The sequence below is a fragment of the Micromonospora luteifusca genome (assembly GCF_016907275.1).
Classification (GTDB): Bacteria; Actinomycetota; Actinomycetes; order Mycobacteriales; family Micromonosporaceae; genus Micromonospora; species Micromonospora luteifusca.
The window spans coordinates 3,456,784-3,472,297 of sequence record NZ_JAFBBP010000001.1 but is presented as its reverse complement, the minus strand read 5'-3'; the positions used below and the strand labels follow the sequence as shown (position 1 = coordinate 3,472,297).

Genomic DNA, 15,514 nt, shown 5'->3' with positions numbered 1-15,514 from the left:
CAAGTCAGTAGGGGATGGAGCATGGTTCTCTGAAGTTGCCCACGATGGATCTGTTCCGCTGCCCTTATCGCTCAGCGGAGCCAGCCCGTTCGCGTAGAGGATCGCAGTGCGGTTGCGGAGCGGGCTGCACTTCGGCCGAGCAGCCATCGGAGCTGCCAAGCCGCCGAGCAGCAGCGGCCGCTGGCAAACCTGAGGCTCAGGTCGACGAGGAGCAGGGCCGCAACGATCAGCAGGCTGCGATCGACTCATAATGCGGTAACAGCAACGGCGACAGCAACCGAGGCGAGCCCAACTAACCAGAGCCATGGGTCGGCCGACACGACAGCCGAGGCGGCGCGGCGACCTTCCCCGCTCGGTCTGTGCCTCTTAATCCGGTGGTCCGTCGAAGCGGGCGAAGCAGCCGATAGGCAGCGAGACGCCCAGCAGTGCCCGGCAGCAGACGACACCAAGCAGCAGAGGGGTCCTGCTCGACAGTGCAGGACGGCAGTGGCTGACACCAAACACTGCGCCGTACCAGCGTTCGGGACGAAGAGATCAAGCTCCGCCCAGCGAGACTGCGGGCGGAGCTTGACATCCATAACCCATCGGGATGTAAGGATCAGAAGCCGAGGGCCTCGCGGACCCGGGCGGCGGCAGCGTTGACCGGGCCACGCTGAGTAGCAATCTTGTTCTCGGCCGAGATGATCGTGCCCTTCCAAAGGGGAGCATCACGGCGCCAATCGATTTTAGTTGCGAGCGCAGCGTAGCGGTCACGGCGCAATTCCGCTGACGGTTCCTTGCCGATCTCGTAGCCCATCCGCCCGATGATGTTGAGGCCGGTCGCGGTCATGTTGATGTAGGTAGCCCGGAAGTCGGGAATCTGGTTGGCTACGCCAGTGCCCGGCTGAATCCTGGCGATGGTCGACCACGGCTCCATGTGCTCGGTGAGGACCTCAAGCATCGTTAGGGTGTCGTTGATGAACTCCTCCTGCTTGTCGCCGGTGGCGAGGCGCTGGGCGGTCTGCTTGGTAAGGGAGTCCTCGCTCATCGCGTAGTCTCCGAACAGCATCTCCTTGACGAAGCCGCGGACTTGGTTGAGTAGGAAGACGTGCTGCGACGCCTTGGGCAGGGTCTTCGAGCTCTCGTCGATCCGACCCTTAAAGAGTCGGGCTTTCGTTGTGATTTGGCTGAGCACTCGGTTGACCGGCTCGCGGGTGTTGTAGACCGCCAGCAGGCTCGGCGGGATCTGCTTGGTTTGAGCGGCGTCAGCGAAGTCCTGCTGGATCCGGATCCTGTCCGTTTCGATCACGATGAGAACCGCCATGCCATCCTTGCTCAACCCCGGGACCGCGTCCAGTGCGCCGGGCGCCGTCGAGCGCCCGGAGGGGTAGCCGACCAAGCCTGCGATGCGGTGTTGCCCGTCGGTCACGGTGAACGGCACCGTGTCATCCACAACCATGAAGCCCATGCGGATGGCAGCACCGGGGGCACCAACCACGTGTAGCGAGGGGTGCTCGGTCACCGCGAGAGTGACCGGCGGCAGGATGTAGTCGGACGCGTTGGCGACCACGTACTCCTTGATGGACTTGGCGTGCTCGGGCATTAGCGGCCGGTTCTGGCTCTCTCGCGGGCTCTCGCCCTTGAGTGCCGAGTTCGTCACCACGTTCCGGGCGATGAAGGAGTAGGGGAAGCTGGTCGATACCATGGTCCGGCTTCCCTGCTTGAAGACCACGCATGGGAAGACGCGGCCCCCGACTGCGGTCGCTTCGAAGTTTGCCGCAGCGGATGCGACGTTGAGATCGGTGTGCTCCGTGGTCGCTGTCAGTGGACTGGCCATTGTTTTACCTCGCTTTTGGAGTGCGGTCAGTGGGCGCCGGGCAGTCCACACCGTACTCGTGCACGTCTTACGCGCACAAGGGCACGTAAGGAAATAGTCCAAGCGCGTACTGCCACGGAGAGGCGCGCGAACGCCGTGATGCAGGGCGCGACTTGGAAGCATGCAGGGGAGCAACGCGCCTTAGCGCGTCGCTGCGAGCAGTCAGGGGTGCTCGGCACTCTCGTTCATGGTCTCGTTCATCTGCGTGCGAGGTTGTCCGCCGGGGGTCGGAGCAGGTGTAGCGCTGTGCTCCTTGATGCAGCCGGTTGTAGCTGGACACCGGGTCGCTGACCTCGAAAGCTTGCGTGCCGCCTAGCCCCGTTGGCGGCAGCGCTGACAGCAACTGGCCCGGACAAGGACAGCGGTCGGGCGCCGGGTGCGAACAGTCACCCGAGGTCGCGGACGCGGGCGGCCGACGGCGGACGAGCTGTCACAAAGCTTGTAAACGAGGCCCCCGGATTCGCCGGTCGGCCAGCGGCCTACTTGGGAAGCGGGTTGGCGACGTAGACGCCCTTGCCCTGCCGCCCGTCGATCAAGCCCTCAGCTTTGAGCACGAGCATGGAGGCGCGGATCACCGTGTTGCTGACTTCGTAGTGCTCACACAAGGCAGCGAAGGACGGCAGCTTGTCGCCCGGCTTCAACTGGCCGGAGCTGATCTGCTCGCGGATATCTCGGGCGACCTGTAGGTACGCAGCTTCAGACATAGGTGGTGCTCCCAGCTTGGCGGCTGGTGCAAGCAGACCACACCCCAGGCTCGACTTACAACGCTATGTGTTGCCAGTCGTTGACTATGCGCACATTGCGTCCTACGTTGCTTGTGGGGTTACCCAGCTTGGCGGCCGGGTCGCCCCGCCGTGGGTGCCCTGTCTCCGGACACGGCTGACCGGGTGCCCACGGAACCCCCCAAGCGTCGGCGGGAGGCAGGGTGACCAGACCAAACGATGCAACTGCCTCAACCGCAGGTGCCGGCCGTGCGACCGGGGATTCCGGACATTGGCAGCGAAGGTCGGAGAGCAGTCGGCGGCGGGTGACCTACGACGAGTACGTCATCGCAGCGGCGCTCACCCTGGCCCGACGCCACCGGCCGATTTGGTCCTGGCGGCACTGGCGACGCGTCTGCCGCTGCGGAGCCGACCTGCCATGCAGAAGCCGCCACCTCATCCCAATCAACCGCGGTCACTGGCCGAGTCAGGACGGCCCGCAATGACGACCCACCTACCGGTGACACCGGTTTGGACGTGCGGCGGCTGCGGTGCCGACTGGCCCTGTCAGACGCGGCGGCGGGAACTGCGAGCGGAGTACGACCGCGCACCGGTGTCACTGGCCCTTTACCTGGCCGCGCAGCTCGTCAACGCCGCCCAGGACCTGACCCACGTCCCGGCCGGCCACCTGCATCACCGCTTCCTTGGCTGGACCCGATGAGCATCCTGCGACCCGGCGACGAGAAGTTCCACTACAGCGACGGCTCCCACAAGTGGATCCCACCGGACCCCGACTACGACCAAGAGGTCTGGGACGAACAGGTCCGCCAACACAAGCACAGCCACTTGAGGAACGAGCACCCCAAGGTCCGCATCCGACGCCTCGTCTGATGCCAGCAGTACAGCAGCGAAGTACAGCAACCGTGCCAGCCGAACCAGGCCGAGAAACGCGTCAGCAGGCCGAATGACCTCGCATCGCTCCCGATCCGGCCGGCTCGCCGGCAATCCATAGGTTCAGGTTTCGAGTCCCTGGCGGCCCACTCTTCCGCAGGTCAGCGGCCTCGTATCGGGGTCGCTGTTGCCGTGAGTGTGGCCGGCACAGCAGCGAAGGCATTCCAGCCACACTTGGCTATGACAGCTGGCCCGAAGACCGCTACGCCTCTACCGGCTCGTCCTCATCTCGCCGCCGCAACTCATCCCAAGCGACTCGTTGGCTCGGGTCGGCACGGCCGTCAAACCTGACGCCCTGGTCCTCCAGCAATGGCCTGCAATGGTCCGGTCCGTGGCCGTGCCGGTCATGCCAATTCGGGTTCACCACTCCCCCGTCCATCAAGATCCGCTCGGGGTTGGGGGAAGCGGCAAGGGCTGCAGCCGCCCTACCTACGCCCCTGGCTGCTTTGGTGTCACCCCGAACGGCGATCGAGATATCCCCCCGTACGTTGTCCACTCTCCCTTGCGGACGCGGGAGGCAACTCGCATGAAGACGGCCGCAGTAGTGCGGTAGCGCGGGGCTAGCCTCCACCGCTGGGGCGTCTCCCCCGAGATCATCTCAACGAGTCCTGCACGCTCGAGAGCCTGAAGTGTCGAGTACGTGTTGGGAATCTCGTAATCAATCGCGTTCGCAACTTCGGCGGGAGGACGTCAATCAACCCGATTCCCAAGCTGACAGTGCCACTGAGTCGACTTGTTCTATGGCGCGGCTATTCCACCACCCACCAGCCCTCACCGAGCTCACGAACAGGTACCCCGTCGTCACCGGAAGCGGTGGCAATGGCTGAGTAGGGCTCAGGCGGTAGCGCCGTCGGGTAGTAGGCGATTCCGCCGCCGCTCTCGGCATGGAAGTCTTGCCACATCGCCAGATACAGTGCGCACGTTTTGTGCCCGGTCTGCTGGTCGGTAAAGCCGCACCGACGGTGAGCCTGGCCATCGATGGTCAGAAACCGCAACCGCCAGGGCAGGTCGGCGTCGCCGTTGATTCGTCCTGTGCGGAAATCGGAAGCCAGTTGCGCCAGGTCGTGGCGATGCTGTCGGAAGTAGGCCTCTGCGGTGAACTGGGGCGACCCGATCGCCCAAAAGCCTGCGCCGGCGAGCACGGCCAGCACGCTGAAGGTCGCCGTCGCCAACCACACCCTGTTGCCCGCGAGCCTCACGGCGGCGATTGTGGGCATGATGGCGACCCACAGCCAACCGAGGGCGCTCACCGACGAGGTGACGACCGACAGCACACCGAAGAATGGCAGGAGGACGAGGTACGAGCCGACCAACGCCAGCCAGCCCGCCCCCACCGCCAGTAGCCGGCCGCGGTAAATGTTCGGTCGTTGGGCCAGCGGTGCGTTCATTACGGCAGTCTGCCAACCATGATCACCGGTTGTCGAGATCGCCAGCCTGACCTCTACCAAACGTTCATCCCGGGAGGCTGGACATACCAGGTCCCGGTGGGACCGGGTGACCAACTGAGTGACGACCGGGACGTACGTCGGCGGACAACCGTGGACGCCGCCGGACTGTTCTTGCAGCTCACCCTGTTGCGAGGGAGCAGGTCAAGCGTCGGTGTTGCCTGGGGGTCAAGGGGTCATCCTGCTGCCTCGCGATGCGACTAAGAAGCCTACGGTGGCGCTGTGCCGCGCATCGAGCTGCCTACGGACGTCCAGGCAGTCCCGGAAACCGTCTTCGGCGCCTGCCTCGACGTTGAACTGCACACCGCGTCCATGGGGACCACACGTCACGACTGAGGTTGACTGCGGCGTCGCAACTTGTCTCCGTCGGGCGCGGGCCATGGCATTACTTTGATTCCACGGCGGACCAGCCAAGAGGTTGCTGGCCATGCGGCGACGAAGCCACTGGCCAGTCCGATCTGGATGAAGAACCAGAAGGCCGGGGTGGTCGGGTTCAATGGAGGCTCCGGGGCAATGACATGGTGTGAGAACGCCAACCAGACAAACAGAGCTATCTCGAAGGCTGTCACCGCGAGCAGGTCAGCCTTGCAGACGGTCACTAATGCATCCCACATCCTTAGCCGGCCCCTGCGAACCGAGGTGAAGTATCGGAACGCCACCCCTACGACGACCGCCCCAATATAATCGCTGATGTAAGAGGCCCACAGGGTGTCGCCCGCCAATCTGATGCCACCCGCAAAGACGACCATCTCACCGAGGATGACGCCGAGAGCGCAGTGGGCGCCGCACTGACAAACCCCGGTTAGGATGACTATTTGACGTGGCCTTCTCGGCGGCCTGCCGTTTTGCTGTTGCCACCTGCGGGAATGGGGCCTGACCCAACGCCGGTACGCCACGACGGCGGCTGGGCCGAGGTAGAGCCCGGTTATGGGCCAGACAAACTCCTCGCTCTTGATCGGCTGGCGGTACCCGCGAACGCGGGTGTCTACGGCGATCAAGGCTGAGCTAACAATCCCCGCACCAAGTGAAATCCACGAGAGCAACACCAGCAACATTTGTTGCATAGCTCTCCTTCCCGCGCACGAGGTGGTGACGCAACGCCAGCGCGGACGAGTGAGGCAGCATGGGGCAACGAAGCCACGTGGACGCGCTCAAGCTTTTCAGCTTTTACTCGCACCGTTGACGAAACGCACCGATTTCAGTTCATCGACAGGCACTCGACTCGACCCTGATCCACTCGCCGAGGCCATCGGGGGCGTGATCCGCGGCGCATATCGCTGCACTCGCGCCCGGTGCGAAGCGGGCGATTCGTCGTGGGCGCAAGACAATCCGCAGCCCCAGGTACGAGCCGGTGAGGCCGTCGACCAACGGGACCTGCCCAAAATCGCAATATCGTCGGCAGCCGCCGGGTCCGTGGGTGGTCGCGGTAATCCATCCCGCCCGCCATCGACCCGGGCAGCCGAGCAGACCACCCCGACCAGCCGGCGAGCCGAACAGGGCGACGATGGGTAGGGCAGTGCCGGGATGCGATCGGCTACGACTACCGCTGGCCCATCAGTGACCAACGGAGTGACGAGCGGCGCGTCAGGAAGGACGGAACCAGGCTCGGGCGGAGGCGGGAACCAGCAGGAGCAGCGCCACCAATGCGCCGTACGCGATCGGCAGGAATCCGAAATCGCTGGACCCGAGCGAGTTCAGCCCCGATAGCAGTAGCAGGCCACCGAGCACTACGGCCACGATCCGAGACCCCCGCCAGCCGCGCCACAGCCCATACCCGGTGGACGCGCAGACAGCCACGCCTACCAAGGTGAGCAGTAGCACTGGCAGCAGGTTGGCCTTGTCGCCATCGAACTCGGACAGCACCAGGACGAGCAACCCGAGTGGCACCAGCGCGCCCACGGCAACGAGCAGTGCGGCGATGAGCACCGGCACGGGTGGCCGGGACGAGGCCCGAGCGCTCCCGTCCGGAGAGCTGCCAGTAGCAGCTCGACGGCGATCATTATCAATGCCCATACCGGACAAGCTATCCGACAGACGCGCGAGCGGCAGGCCCTCGGCACGGCGGTTGGTGGGTGTCGGTGCCTGATCTGTCGAGGCGCCGGTGACACGCGCGCCTCGCCCACTGTCCAGAGCTCGACACTCAGGCGGACATCGGTATGACGATGGCAGGACGCTGACACAATGTCGTGCGTGGATGGAGAGCGGGCTGAGCGGGCCGGGTTCATCGCCGAAGCCGAGTTTCTCGAACAACGCCACGTCACGTGGGCCGCACTTCAACTGCGGCAGGCCGCGTGGTGGCAACGTTGGAACACCCTGACCACTGTCTCTTCAGCGGTACTCGCCGGCGCCTCCGGGGCCGCCGGGCTGGCCTCTGCGGAACTGGTTACGGCAGCCGCGGTCGCGGCCCTGATGGCCGCCGTCCTCGCCTCGGTCGCCAGCAGTTCCGGGGCGGCCCGCCGCAGCGAGGTGGCGTTCGTTTCGGCCGCGGCCAACCAGGCCTTCGCCGACCAGGCCAGGACCTTCCGTACCACCTGCGCGCTGCACCAACCGCTGCCTGAGGTGCGTGCCCGGTTCGCCGAGCTTTCCCAACAGCGTGACCAGGTGGTCACCAGCGCTGCCTTGAAGTTGGGCAGGCGGCCACTGTCGCGTTATCTCGCAAGGAACGCCGGTCCAGTGCACGCGCCGAGTGGAAGCGTCGCGCTGCTGGCCGATGACAGTCAGGCGGATAACCTGCCCGCGTCGCGGTAGTTGGTGACCACGACCGAGAGGCCGGCGACGACTTTGCACCACCCTGCCGTCATCGGCCGTCCGGGGACTGCACTCAATGTGGCCGAGGTCGCGCGGCTCGGCGGAAGACCGCCGGCCGCGCTCGGCGGTCACCTGCACCGCCGCCCCCCGCACCTGGAGCTGTTGGTCAGCAGCGCACTCCGGTCTCCTTCTGCGCCACGTCGGAGATCCCGCCGAGGGCCCGGGTGCACTCCGACAGCGTGTTGGCGCCCAAGGACCAGACCTCCGGGCCACTCGAGCACTGCAGGTCGCGCAGCGTGTTGCCGGTCACGATCGAGGTGCAGACCTGGTACGAGCCGTGGCTCGCCCGGTACTGCTGCCACACGTACGTGTATGCGTAGTTCTTGCCGCAGCCCTTGTACTGCTTGACGGATGCGGCGGTCTGCCCGCCGACGGTGACGTACGCGGTCGCGCCGATCTGCACCGAGCCCGCACAGCGGGGGTTGGTCTCGGCGTACGCGGGTCCGGAGAACGCCAGCACCGCGGGCATGGCCAGCCCGGCGGCCGCGAGGATGCGCACGCTACGTCGGGAAAGGCTCTTCATCGGTGACCTCCTTCGATGCACCGGATCCGTCGCGTCCGGTGTCTTCATCCATCACGATGATCGTCGTCGAGGTTCGTTCGGTACCCTCTTACACGCCCTGACAACGCCTGACGACGACGTCTGACATGGGGGACGGATGGAAGACCAGCGTGCTGCCACCGAACCGATCCAGGACCGGGTGGCCGCCGAAAGATTCGCCGAACACTTGCGGACACTGCGAAGCACCGTGGGCAACCCGTCATTCCGGAAGATGGCTGGGCGGTCGGGGCGGATCTCGCACACGACGCTGCACGAAGCTGCCGCCGGGACCAGGTTTCCCTCGTGGGAGACCACGCGGGAGTTCGTCCGGGCCTGCGAAGCCGACGAGGTCCAGTGGCGGCGCGAATGGGAGGCCGCTCAGCGTCAGGTGACGGTCCGCGCTGTCCCGGTTGGCGAACCAGCGCCGGTCGACAGTGACCCTCCGACCGACGCCGAGGCACAAGGCACTGTGGACAACGCCGTGAGCGCCGCTACGTCAGACTCCATGGACACCCCGGCGGCCGGTGGATCGGCCGCTTCTTCGACCCACGTGCCGGAGGGCCAGCTCGCACTGCGGGGCGCGGACGACCCGCAGGCGGTGGAGGACAAAGCCACGGGCGCGCGCCGACGCCGGTCGCCGTGGCTCGCCGCCGCCGCGGTGCTGGTGGTGGTCGCCGCAGCCCTGGGCGTCATCGTCCGCAATCTGTCGTCGCCGGACGGCTCCAGCGCCGCGAAGGCGTCACCGACATCGACACCGTTTTCGGACTCGATGATTCCCGGGGATTCGAGCAAGTTCGTCGTCGACGCCACCATCCCCGACGGTACGCGGGTGCCGGTGAACTCCACCTTCGTAAAGGTGTGGACACTCGCCAACGTGGGAAAGGTCGACTGGCACAACCGCTTCCTGGCGCGGACGAACCCTACCGCCGACGCGGACGGTTGTCGGATGCCGGATCGGGTGCCGGTCGGTGACACCCCGCCCGGCGAGCAGGTGAACATCAGTGTTCAGGTCACCGCACCGAACCACCCCGGGAAGTGCTGGGTCAGTTGGAAGATGGTCGACGAGCACGGGCAGGAGTTCTTCCCCAGCCGCCGGCCGGTCTACTTCTTGGTCAACGTCACGGCCTGAGCCCGCCTGCCGACGGCGACGGTCAAGCCCGCCGAGCCGCCGCTCCGGTCGGTTTTCCGGTCGCGGGGGCCACCACAGGTGTCAGGACGCGAATGCTCGATGTCAGTTCCGGGAGCCAGCCAAGCTGACAACACCGCATCCATCGAGGTCCGTGAGGGTCTGGCGGATCTGACAGGACCAGGGGGTACCGAACAGTAGGCCCCTTCTCGCAGGGTGAGTCCGTTCCCAACGTGACTCACCACCTACGAGGAGGATCGTCTATGCGCCGTCCCTGGATAGCCGTCGGGCTCGCCTTGCTCTGCGGGGCCGTCAGCGTCCCGGCCCATGCCTGGGCCGCGACATCCGGCGCCACAGCCCAGCCGAGCGTCACCACGGCCGCGCTGCCTGTCGTATCCATGGAGGCCACCGTTCTGGCTGCCCAGATCGACCCCCGTCGCGCAGACAACACACTGACCCCGGGCGCGAAGAACTCCGTGCTGGCCGTGGAGCAGGCGCTCCAGGCGCGAGGCCTGCTGGACGCACAGTGGGTCGATGGCTACTTCGGCACCGTGACCATCTCGGCGTACGCGGCCTACCAGCGCTCGCTCGGCTACACCGGCCTGGCCGCGAACGGGCTGCCCGGCACGACTTCGCTGACGAAGCTCGGGCAGAACCGGTACACCGTCAGCAACACGATCGGCCCTGGCGCGAAGGTCCAGCGGGACGGGTACGTCGTCGACGCCCGTACGCAAGCGATGTTGGCCGAGGCTCAGCGTCTGCTCGGTTACACCCTGGTACTCGAACAGGGCTCGTACAACCCTGGGGGCGACCCGACCTCGGCCGGTACGCACGACGGCGGGGGTGTGGTGGACATCGCGGTCACCGGGATGACCGCGGCCAGGCGCACGGCCGTCGCCCGGGCTCTGCGCCAGGTCGGCTTCGCCGCGTGGGTCCGTAATCCGAATCAGGGTGACTGGCCGTGGCACATCCACGCCGTGGCGACCAGCGACACCGACCTGTCCAGTCAGGCTCAGCACCAGGTCGGCGACTACTACCTCGGCATGAACGGGCTGGCCAACCAGGGCCCGGACGACGGTCCCCAGGTTCCGTTCAAAACCTGGGAGCAGTACCAGCGCGGGCAGTGACCCGCACCCGATCCGATCCGCCAACCATCGCTCACTGTCCCCGAAAGGACACCATGAACATCCGCAAGAGCCTCGCCGTCGTCGGCGCCGCGCTCGCCATGACCACCTCCATCCTGACCGTCGCCTCACCGGCGCAGGCGGCGGCCCGCGACGGGGTCTGCGACAGCGGTGAATTCTGCTACTACTACAACAGCAACAACGCTGGCTCGATCTCGGACTTCACCGGTTCGCTCGACGACTACGGCACCGAGCAGCCCTCGTGCTACGACTTCAAGGGCGCTGGTGCCGGCAAGGGCCTGTGCATCAAGAACGAGGCCGCCTCGGTCTGGAACCGCAGCACCAAGACCGTGCGCGTCTACTTCAACAGCGGCTACGCCGGTTCTTACCAGGACTTCGCGGCCGGCGCGAAGGGCAACCTCAACGCCACCCTGAAGAACAACAACGCCTCGCACCAGTTCTCGCCGTCGACGCGCACGAACATGTCGTACGCCCTGTACCAGGCCAGCGGCGGCTCGGTCACGTGCGGCTTCGACGGATACACCACCACGCCCGGCCGGCACGAGGGCATCGACATCGCCCGCAGCGTCGGCTCGGACGTGCGCGCCTTGGTCTCCGGAACGGTCATCTACGTCGCGTCGGGCAGCACCGGCAGCGGAGGCCTGTCCACGATTTCCGTCTACAACTCCTCGCTCAACAAGTCGGTGATCTACCTGCACACCGCGCCGAAGTCTGGCGTGAGCGTGGGCGATGCCATCAGCAAGGGCGAGATCATCGCTGATGAGTCGTGGCACGGGGTGTCATCCAGCTCTGCCGCGCACACCCACGTCGAGGTCCGGGCCGGCCGGCAGACCCATGCGGCCGTCAGCGTCGGCGACTCCACCTTGGACAACGCCGACCCGACCGCGTTCTGGAACTCCCAGGGCTACAACGAGAAGTAGGACGCCATGAATCTTCGCAAGGGCCTCGCCGTCGTCGGCACCGTCCTCGCCATGACCACCTCCATCCTGACCGTCGCCTCGCCAGCGCAGGCGGCGGCCCGGGACGGGGTCTGCGACAGCGGCGAGTTCTGCTACTACTACAACAGCAACCAGGCCGGCTCGGTCTCCGACTTCACCGACTCCCAGGACGACTACGGCACGACCCAGCCGTCGTGCTACGAGTTCAAGGGCGCGGGCAGCGGCAAGGGCGTCTGCGTGAAGAACAACGCCGCGTCGGTGTGGAACCGCACCTCCAAGACGGTGCGGGTCTACTTCAACAGCAACTTCGCCGGTGCGAGCCAGGACTTCGCTGCCGGGGCGAAGGGCAACCTCAACGCCACGCTGAAGAACAACAACGCATCGCACGAGCTGCTGACGGGCGGGGTGACGGGCTGCAGCACCGACGGCACCAACAGCAAGCTGCCGACCACCATCCTCGTCTACCGGGTCAGTCTCGGGCGAGTCGACCGGGTTGACTTCAAGACCTACGTCAAGAACGTCCTCCCGAACGAATGGGTGACGAGTTGGCCGGCCGCTTCGCTGGACGCCGGCGCGATGGCCGTCAAGAGCTACGGCTGGTACTGGGCGCTGCACTCGACCCGGAAGACGCCCTCCGGGCAGTGCTACGACGTCGCTGACAACACCAACGACCAGGTGTACCGGCCGTCGTCCGCGGTGGCCTCGACGTCAGCCGCGGTGGACCGCACCTGGTCGACCCGGATGACCCGGAGCGGCAACATCCTGCGGGCGCACTACTGTGCGACCACCACCGCGTGCGGCGGTTGGGTGGACGGAAACTGGATGTCGCAGTACGGCTCGCGTGACCAAGCGAACGCGGGCAAGACCTACCAGGCGATTCTGCACTACTACTACAGCGACGTGGTCATTTCCTGACGTCACGCACCACCCGCGCCGCCCGCCGCAGATCCGCGACGGGCGGCGCGTTCGTGGTCGAGTTGGCCGAGTAGACCGTGCCCGTTACGGCTGCTGCGCCTCGGGCTGCTGGGCGTAGGCCTGCAGTGCCGCGAGGCTCGGCGCTTCCTGCGCCGCCACGTCCGGCACAAACCCGGCCTTCGCGTGCTCCGGCTTGCCGGCCCATTGCCGCAGCACCTGCAGCGGGGGCACCTGGTTGGCCTTCGCCCAGCGAATGCGCTGCACCCAGCCGATGCGCGCGTTGAGCCCAACGTGGCCGGCATCGGGGCGTTCCACGAAGCCGGCCGCATCGTCGGTCACGGCTGCCCACAGGTAACCGATGGTCCGTCCGCCGAGCTGCACCGGCAGAATCCGCACCGGCGACGCCGTGGTGCCCGGGTAGTTGTCGGGCATGGAGACGGTCTGGAACTCCGGATCCTCCGACATGGGGCCGCGGATCATGGCACCTCTCAGTTACTCGGGCCGGGGACGATGCGGCCACGGACGTGCAGGCGGCCGGCGGCGTCGTAGTCGGCGGAGTCGATGACGTACGTCTGCCCCCGACCGAGCAACAACTCCCGTTCGGCGGGGAAGTCGGAGACGCCGTCAACGTACATGGCGGGGGTGCCGGCGGGCACTTCCAGGTGCAGGACGACCGGCTTGTGCGGGGCGAAGTCGGGGTCCGGGCCGAGTGCCGTCGACAGGTACGCCGGCTCATGCTGGGTGCTGCCGACCAGGTCGGCGGGATCGCAGTTGAAGGCGTTCAGGCCGGTTTCCCGGGTGACCATCACGTTCTCCGGCACCGGTCGGAGGTTCATCGACTCGTCGATCCGGGTGATGACCTCGGACAGCTCCGGGCTGGTCGGCGAGTGTCCACGCAGCGCACCGTTGATGTCCTTGTAGTCCGGCGGCCACGGATCTGCCCCGGGAGGCTTCTCACCGGTGTACCACCTGAGCGCGTCGGTCTGGTCGGGGGTCAGGTCGGCGTGCGCCTGCGCCCAGGTTTCCTTTCCCCAAGCGGCACCGTCGGGGTTGCTGGCGAACGTCTTAGGGTCCGGCTGATCGGCCGGCCGTACCGGCCCGTCTGCCGGGTCGAGGTCCGGGTCGGTCCCGTCCGGAGCTGAGCCGTCCGGGTCGGTCCCGTCCGGGTCGGTCCCGTCCGGAGCTGAGCCGTCCGGGTCGGTCCCGTCTGGGGAGGCCCCGTCCGGGGAGGCCCCTCCCGGGGAAGCGCCGCCCGGGGAAGCTCCGCCCGGCGACGTCCCTCCCGGCGAGGTCCCGTCCGGGGAGGCCCCGCCCGGGGAAGCACCAGTCGGTCCGCCACCGGGCGGGCTGTCCACCGCCCAGGGCGGTGCCGCCGTCGCGCCGCCGGGCCCATTGCCGGCCCCCGTCGTCGACGGCCCGTCGACCCTGGGGCCGGTGGTCGGCAGGTCCGGGGATGTGGAGCCCCCGCCCGGGGAACGCCGCAGGCTCTTCAGCACCGCCTCCAACGTTTCGACGATTTCGCCGAGGCGGGAGAGGATTGGACGGAGCCGGTTGACGCTGGACGCGAGAGCGGTGAGGACCTTGGCCACCTTCGCGACCCACTTCGCGACCAGAGCGGACACCTGCGCGGCAACCCACGGGGTGGCGAGGCCCAGGGTGAGGCCGGCTTCGGCAAGCCATTCCCAGAGCCGGACCGCGAGCACCGAGACGAAGTCGGCGATCAGGTCCCGGACCAGCTCGCGGACCAGTGCCACCAGCAGGCCAGCACCCTCGACCAGCATGCCGATCAGGTCGGCGGCCGACGCGATGTCGTTCAGGCTGCCCTCGTGCCGCGACGCGTACGCCCGATAGGCGTCCGACGCCGCACCCGCCCAGTCGGCGAGGTCGCTGCCCACCGCGGCGCCGAAGGCCGTTGCCTGCGTGCCGACGTGACGGGCGACGTTGTGCCAGGTCTGCGCGTAAGCGGTGATCTGGTCCGGGTCACCGGCCAACCAGTCGAGCGCGTCGGAGAGAGGCTCCACGTGCTCGATCAGCCACGCCACGCCCCACGAGACGAGCGACCCGAGGGGGTCGGTGCAGAATGCCAATGCCTCCATCGACGCGCCGACACCGCCGATCGTGGCGTCCACCCAGGAGCCCGACTCGATGCCGGTACGCAGGCCGGCGATGCCCTCGGCCACGCCGATGCCGGTGTACCAGCCGGTGGTGTCCTCTCGTGCCGCGACCAGCGGGATGGCGGCGTCAGCGCTCACCGGTACATTCCGCTGAAGCCGGCGGAGATGCCGCAGTCGGCCTCGTCGTAGGCACGGGCGTTGGACTCCAGCCCGCCCACGGCGCTGCGCAGGGACTCCTCGGCGGCGGCCAGCGCGGCCACGGCCCGATCCTGCAGCAGATTCAAAAACAGCGGGATCATCTGGCAGACAGGCAGTTTCCCGTACGCGTCGGAGCCCATCACCACATGCTCCGCCGCGGCGTGGGCGTGCTCCATCTCCCCGGCGATCCGGTCCACCGAGCGGGCGTGCTGCACCAGTGCAGAACTGGTGACCTCGAAGCCCTTAGCGGCGGTCACTGCGCCCTCCCGCCTCGGGCCCCGAGTCGTCCCTGTCGTCCTCGGGCTGCTCCGGGAAGCGGCGTTCGTAGCTGGAGACGACCGCCCGGGCGGTTTCGGAGTCGGACCCGACAGTCTCGGCCGCAGCCTCGGCCACCTGGGCGGCAAGCCGTCCCTGTGCGCGCCGCATCACGGTCAGCACCTCGGCGGCGATTTCAGCCGGCCGCCACCGCAGCACCCGGTCATCGAGGCGCAGGTCGGTCAGCACGCCGGACGCGGCCACCGTGACCCGGACCGCACCATCGGCACCATCGGCGGTGGCGGACATGTCCGCCACTCGTTCGGAGAGCGCCTGCGCCTGTGCCGCCCGTTCCGAGACACCCGCCGTCCAGGAAGCCACGAATCGTTCGGTCGCCGCGCCGTAGTCGCCCATCGGCATCTGGGTCATGTCATCCTCCCCCGTCGCCGGACACGCCCTGCCTGATCGCGCGCCCAACCCGCGCCGCCGGCCGTCCAGCAACCGACAGCCACGGCGCACACA

At 67.2% G+C, this 15,514-nt stretch carries 17 protein-coding genes; 7 read left to right on the top strand and 10 right to left on the bottom strand.

All coding sequences use genetic code 11. The features are described 5' to 3' along the window. Positions 1–598 precede the first annotated feature (598 nt). A complete protein-coding gene (locus JOD64_RS15680) occupies positions 599–1,816 on the bottom strand; it encodes a DNA sulfur modification protein DndB (protein WP_204942910.1) in 1,218 nt (405 codons plus the stop codon). A gap of 518 nt (positions 1,817–2,334) precedes the next feature. After that, positions 2,335–2,559, bottom strand: coding sequence for a winged helix-turn-helix domain-containing protein (locus JOD64_RS15675; protein WP_204942909.1), 225 nt, complete (start codon positions 2,557–2,559; stop codon positions 2,335–2,337). A gap of 499 nt (positions 2,560–3,058) precedes the next feature. Between JOD64_RS15675 and JOD64_RS33785 the strand changes: the two genes are divergently transcribed. Then, entirely contained in the window at positions 3,059–3,277 is a 219-nt protein-coding gene (locus JOD64_RS33785; protein ID WP_204942908.1) for a flavin reductase, read from the top strand. After that, positions 3,274–3,447: a hypothetical protein gene (locus JOD64_RS15665; RefSeq protein WP_204942907.1), complete on the top strand. Its 174-nt coding sequence runs from the start codon at positions 3,274–3,276 to the stop codon at positions 3,445–3,447. Before JOD64_RS33785 ends, JOD64_RS15665 begins: the two co-directional genes overlap by 4 nt. 809 nt (positions 3,448–4,256) lie before the next feature. On the opposite strand, the gene JOD64_RS15660 is transcribed toward JOD64_RS15665, so the two are convergent. From JOD64_RS15660 to JOD64_RS15650, 3 genes are all read right to left on the bottom strand, one after another. Then, positions 4,257–4,895, bottom strand: coding sequence for a hypothetical protein (locus JOD64_RS15660; protein WP_204942906.1), 639 nt, complete (start codon positions 4,893–4,895; stop codon positions 4,257–4,259). Between the two features lie 383 nt (positions 4,896–5,278). After that, entirely contained in the window at positions 5,279–6,007 is a 729-nt protein-coding gene (locus tag JOD64_RS33495; protein ID WP_204942905.1) for a DUF4396 domain-containing protein, read from the bottom strand. A gap of 529 nt (positions 6,008–6,536) precedes the next feature. Continuing rightward, positions 6,537–6,884 carry a hypothetical protein gene (locus tag JOD64_RS15650; protein WP_204942904.1) on the bottom strand — a complete coding sequence of 116 codons (348 nt, stop codon included), beginning with the start codon at positions 6,882–6,884 and terminating at the stop codon, positions 6,537–6,539. A 258-nt stretch (positions 6,885–7,142) separates the two neighbouring features. Between JOD64_RS15650 and JOD64_RS15645 the strand changes: the two genes are divergently transcribed. Next, positions 7,143–7,700: a hypothetical protein gene (locus tag JOD64_RS15645; protein ID WP_204942903.1), complete on the top strand. Its 558-nt coding sequence runs from the start codon at positions 7,143–7,145 to the stop codon at positions 7,698–7,700. A 166-nt stretch (positions 7,701–7,866) separates the two neighbouring features. Here JOD64_RS15645 and JOD64_RS15640 read toward each other — a convergent pair whose 3' ends face one another. Beyond that, complete coding sequence (locus JOD64_RS15640) at positions 7,867–8,283, bottom strand: hypothetical protein (protein ID WP_204942902.1); 417 nt, start codon at positions 8,281–8,283, stop codon at positions 7,867–7,869. Positions 8,284–8,419: 136 nt separating this feature from the next. On the opposite strand from JOD64_RS15640, the gene JOD64_RS15635 reads away from it, so the two are divergent. The 4 genes from JOD64_RS15635 (at position 8,420) to JOD64_RS15620 (ending at position 12,425) form a co-directional block, all read left to right on the top strand. After that, positions 8,420–9,430 (top strand): NBR1-Ig-like domain-containing protein, encoded by a 1,011-nt coding sequence (locus JOD64_RS15635; protein ID WP_204942901.1) that lies wholly within the window; start codon positions 8,420–8,422, stop codon positions 9,428–9,430. Between the two features lie 260 nt (positions 9,431–9,690). After that, on the top strand, positions 9,691–10,554 hold the full coding sequence (locus JOD64_RS15630; protein ID WP_204942900.1) for a peptidoglycan-binding domain-containing protein: 864 nt from the start codon (positions 9,691–9,693) through the stop codon (positions 10,552–10,554). A 53-nt stretch (positions 10,555–10,607) separates the two neighbouring features. Further along, positions 10,608–11,492, top strand: a complete 885-nt coding sequence (locus tag JOD64_RS15625; protein WP_204942899.1) for a peptidase inhibitor family I36 protein — start codon at positions 10,608–10,610, stop codon at positions 11,490–11,492. 6 nt (positions 11,493–11,498) lie between these two features. After that, on the top strand, positions 11,499–12,425 hold the full coding sequence (locus tag JOD64_RS15620; protein ID WP_204942898.1) for a peptidase inhibitor family I36 protein: 927 nt from the start codon (positions 11,499–11,501) through the stop codon (positions 12,423–12,425). 84 nt (positions 12,426–12,509) lie between these two features. On the opposite strand, the gene JOD64_RS15615 is transcribed toward JOD64_RS15620, so the two are convergent. Genes JOD64_RS15615 through JOD64_RS15600 form a run of 4 tightly spaced genes read right to left on the bottom strand, consistent with a single transcriptional unit; the run spans position 12,510 to position 15,421 of the window. Next, the gene (locus tag JOD64_RS15615) at positions 12,510–12,890 is read right to left on the bottom strand and encodes a hypothetical protein (protein ID WP_204942897.1); all 381 of its coding nucleotides are present in this window, start codon (positions 12,888–12,890) and stop codon (positions 12,510–12,512) included. Between the two features lie 23 nt (positions 12,891–12,913). Then, positions 12,914–14,677, bottom strand: coding sequence for an ADP-ribosyltransferase (locus tag JOD64_RS33490; protein WP_204942896.1), 1,764 nt, complete (start codon positions 14,675–14,677; stop codon positions 12,914–12,916). Continuing rightward, positions 14,674–14,994, bottom strand: a complete 321-nt coding sequence (locus JOD64_RS15605; protein ID WP_204942895.1) for a hypothetical protein — start codon at positions 14,992–14,994, stop codon at positions 14,674–14,676. The genes JOD64_RS33490 and JOD64_RS15605 overlap by 4 nt, the downstream gene beginning before the upstream one ends. Continuing rightward, positions 14,981–15,421, bottom strand: coding sequence for a YbaB/EbfC family nucleoid-associated protein (locus tag JOD64_RS15600; RefSeq protein WP_204942894.1), 441 nt, complete (start codon positions 15,419–15,421; stop codon positions 14,981–14,983). The genes JOD64_RS15605 and JOD64_RS15600 overlap by 14 nt, the downstream gene beginning before the upstream one ends. Positions 15,422–15,514: the final 93 nt, after the last annotated feature.

Coding starts and splice junctions, on each gene's coding strand:
- JOD64_RS15680 (WP_204942910.1), bottom strand. CDS start 1,816: ATGGCCAGTCCACTGACAGCGACCACGGAGCACACCGATCTCAACGTC.
- JOD64_RS15675 (WP_204942909.1), bottom strand. CDS start 2,559: ATGTCTGAAGCTGCGTACCTACAGGTCGCCCGAGATATCCGCGAGCAG.
- JOD64_RS33785 (WP_204942908.1), top strand. CDS start 3,059: ATGACGACCCACCTACCGGTGACACCGGTTTGGACGTGCGGCGGCTGC.
- JOD64_RS15665 (WP_204942907.1), top strand. CDS start 3,274: ATGAGCATCCTGCGACCCGGCGACGAGAAGTTCCACTACAGCGACGGC.
- JOD64_RS15660 (WP_204942906.1), bottom strand. CDS start 4,895: ATGAACGCACCGCTGGCCCAACGACCGAACATTTACCGCGGCCGGCTA.
- JOD64_RS33495 (WP_204942905.1), bottom strand. CDS start 6,007: ATGTTGCTGGTGTTGCTCTCGTGGATTTCACTTGGTGCGGGGATTGTT.
- JOD64_RS15640 (WP_204942902.1), bottom strand. CDS start 8,283: ATGAAGAGCCTTTCCCGACGTAGCGTGCGCATCCTCGCGGCCGCCGGG.
- JOD64_RS15635 (WP_204942901.1), top strand. CDS start 8,420: ATGGAAGACCAGCGTGCTGCCACCGAACCGATCCAGGACCGGGTGGCC.
- JOD64_RS15630 (WP_204942900.1), top strand. CDS start 9,691: ATGCGCCGTCCCTGGATAGCCGTCGGGCTCGCCTTGCTCTGCGGGGCC.
- JOD64_RS15625 (WP_204942899.1), top strand. CDS start 10,608: ATGAACATCCGCAAGAGCCTCGCCGTCGTCGGCGCCGCGCTCGCCATG.
- JOD64_RS15620 (WP_204942898.1), top strand. CDS start 11,499: ATGAATCTTCGCAAGGGCCTCGCCGTCGTCGGCACCGTCCTCGCCATG.
- JOD64_RS15615 (WP_204942897.1), bottom strand. CDS start 12,890: ATGTCGGAGGATCCGGAGTTCCAGACCGTCTCCATGCCCGACAACTAC.
- JOD64_RS15600 (WP_204942894.1), bottom strand. CDS start 15,421: ATGACCCAGATGCCGATGGGCGACTACGGCGCGGCGACCGAACGATTC.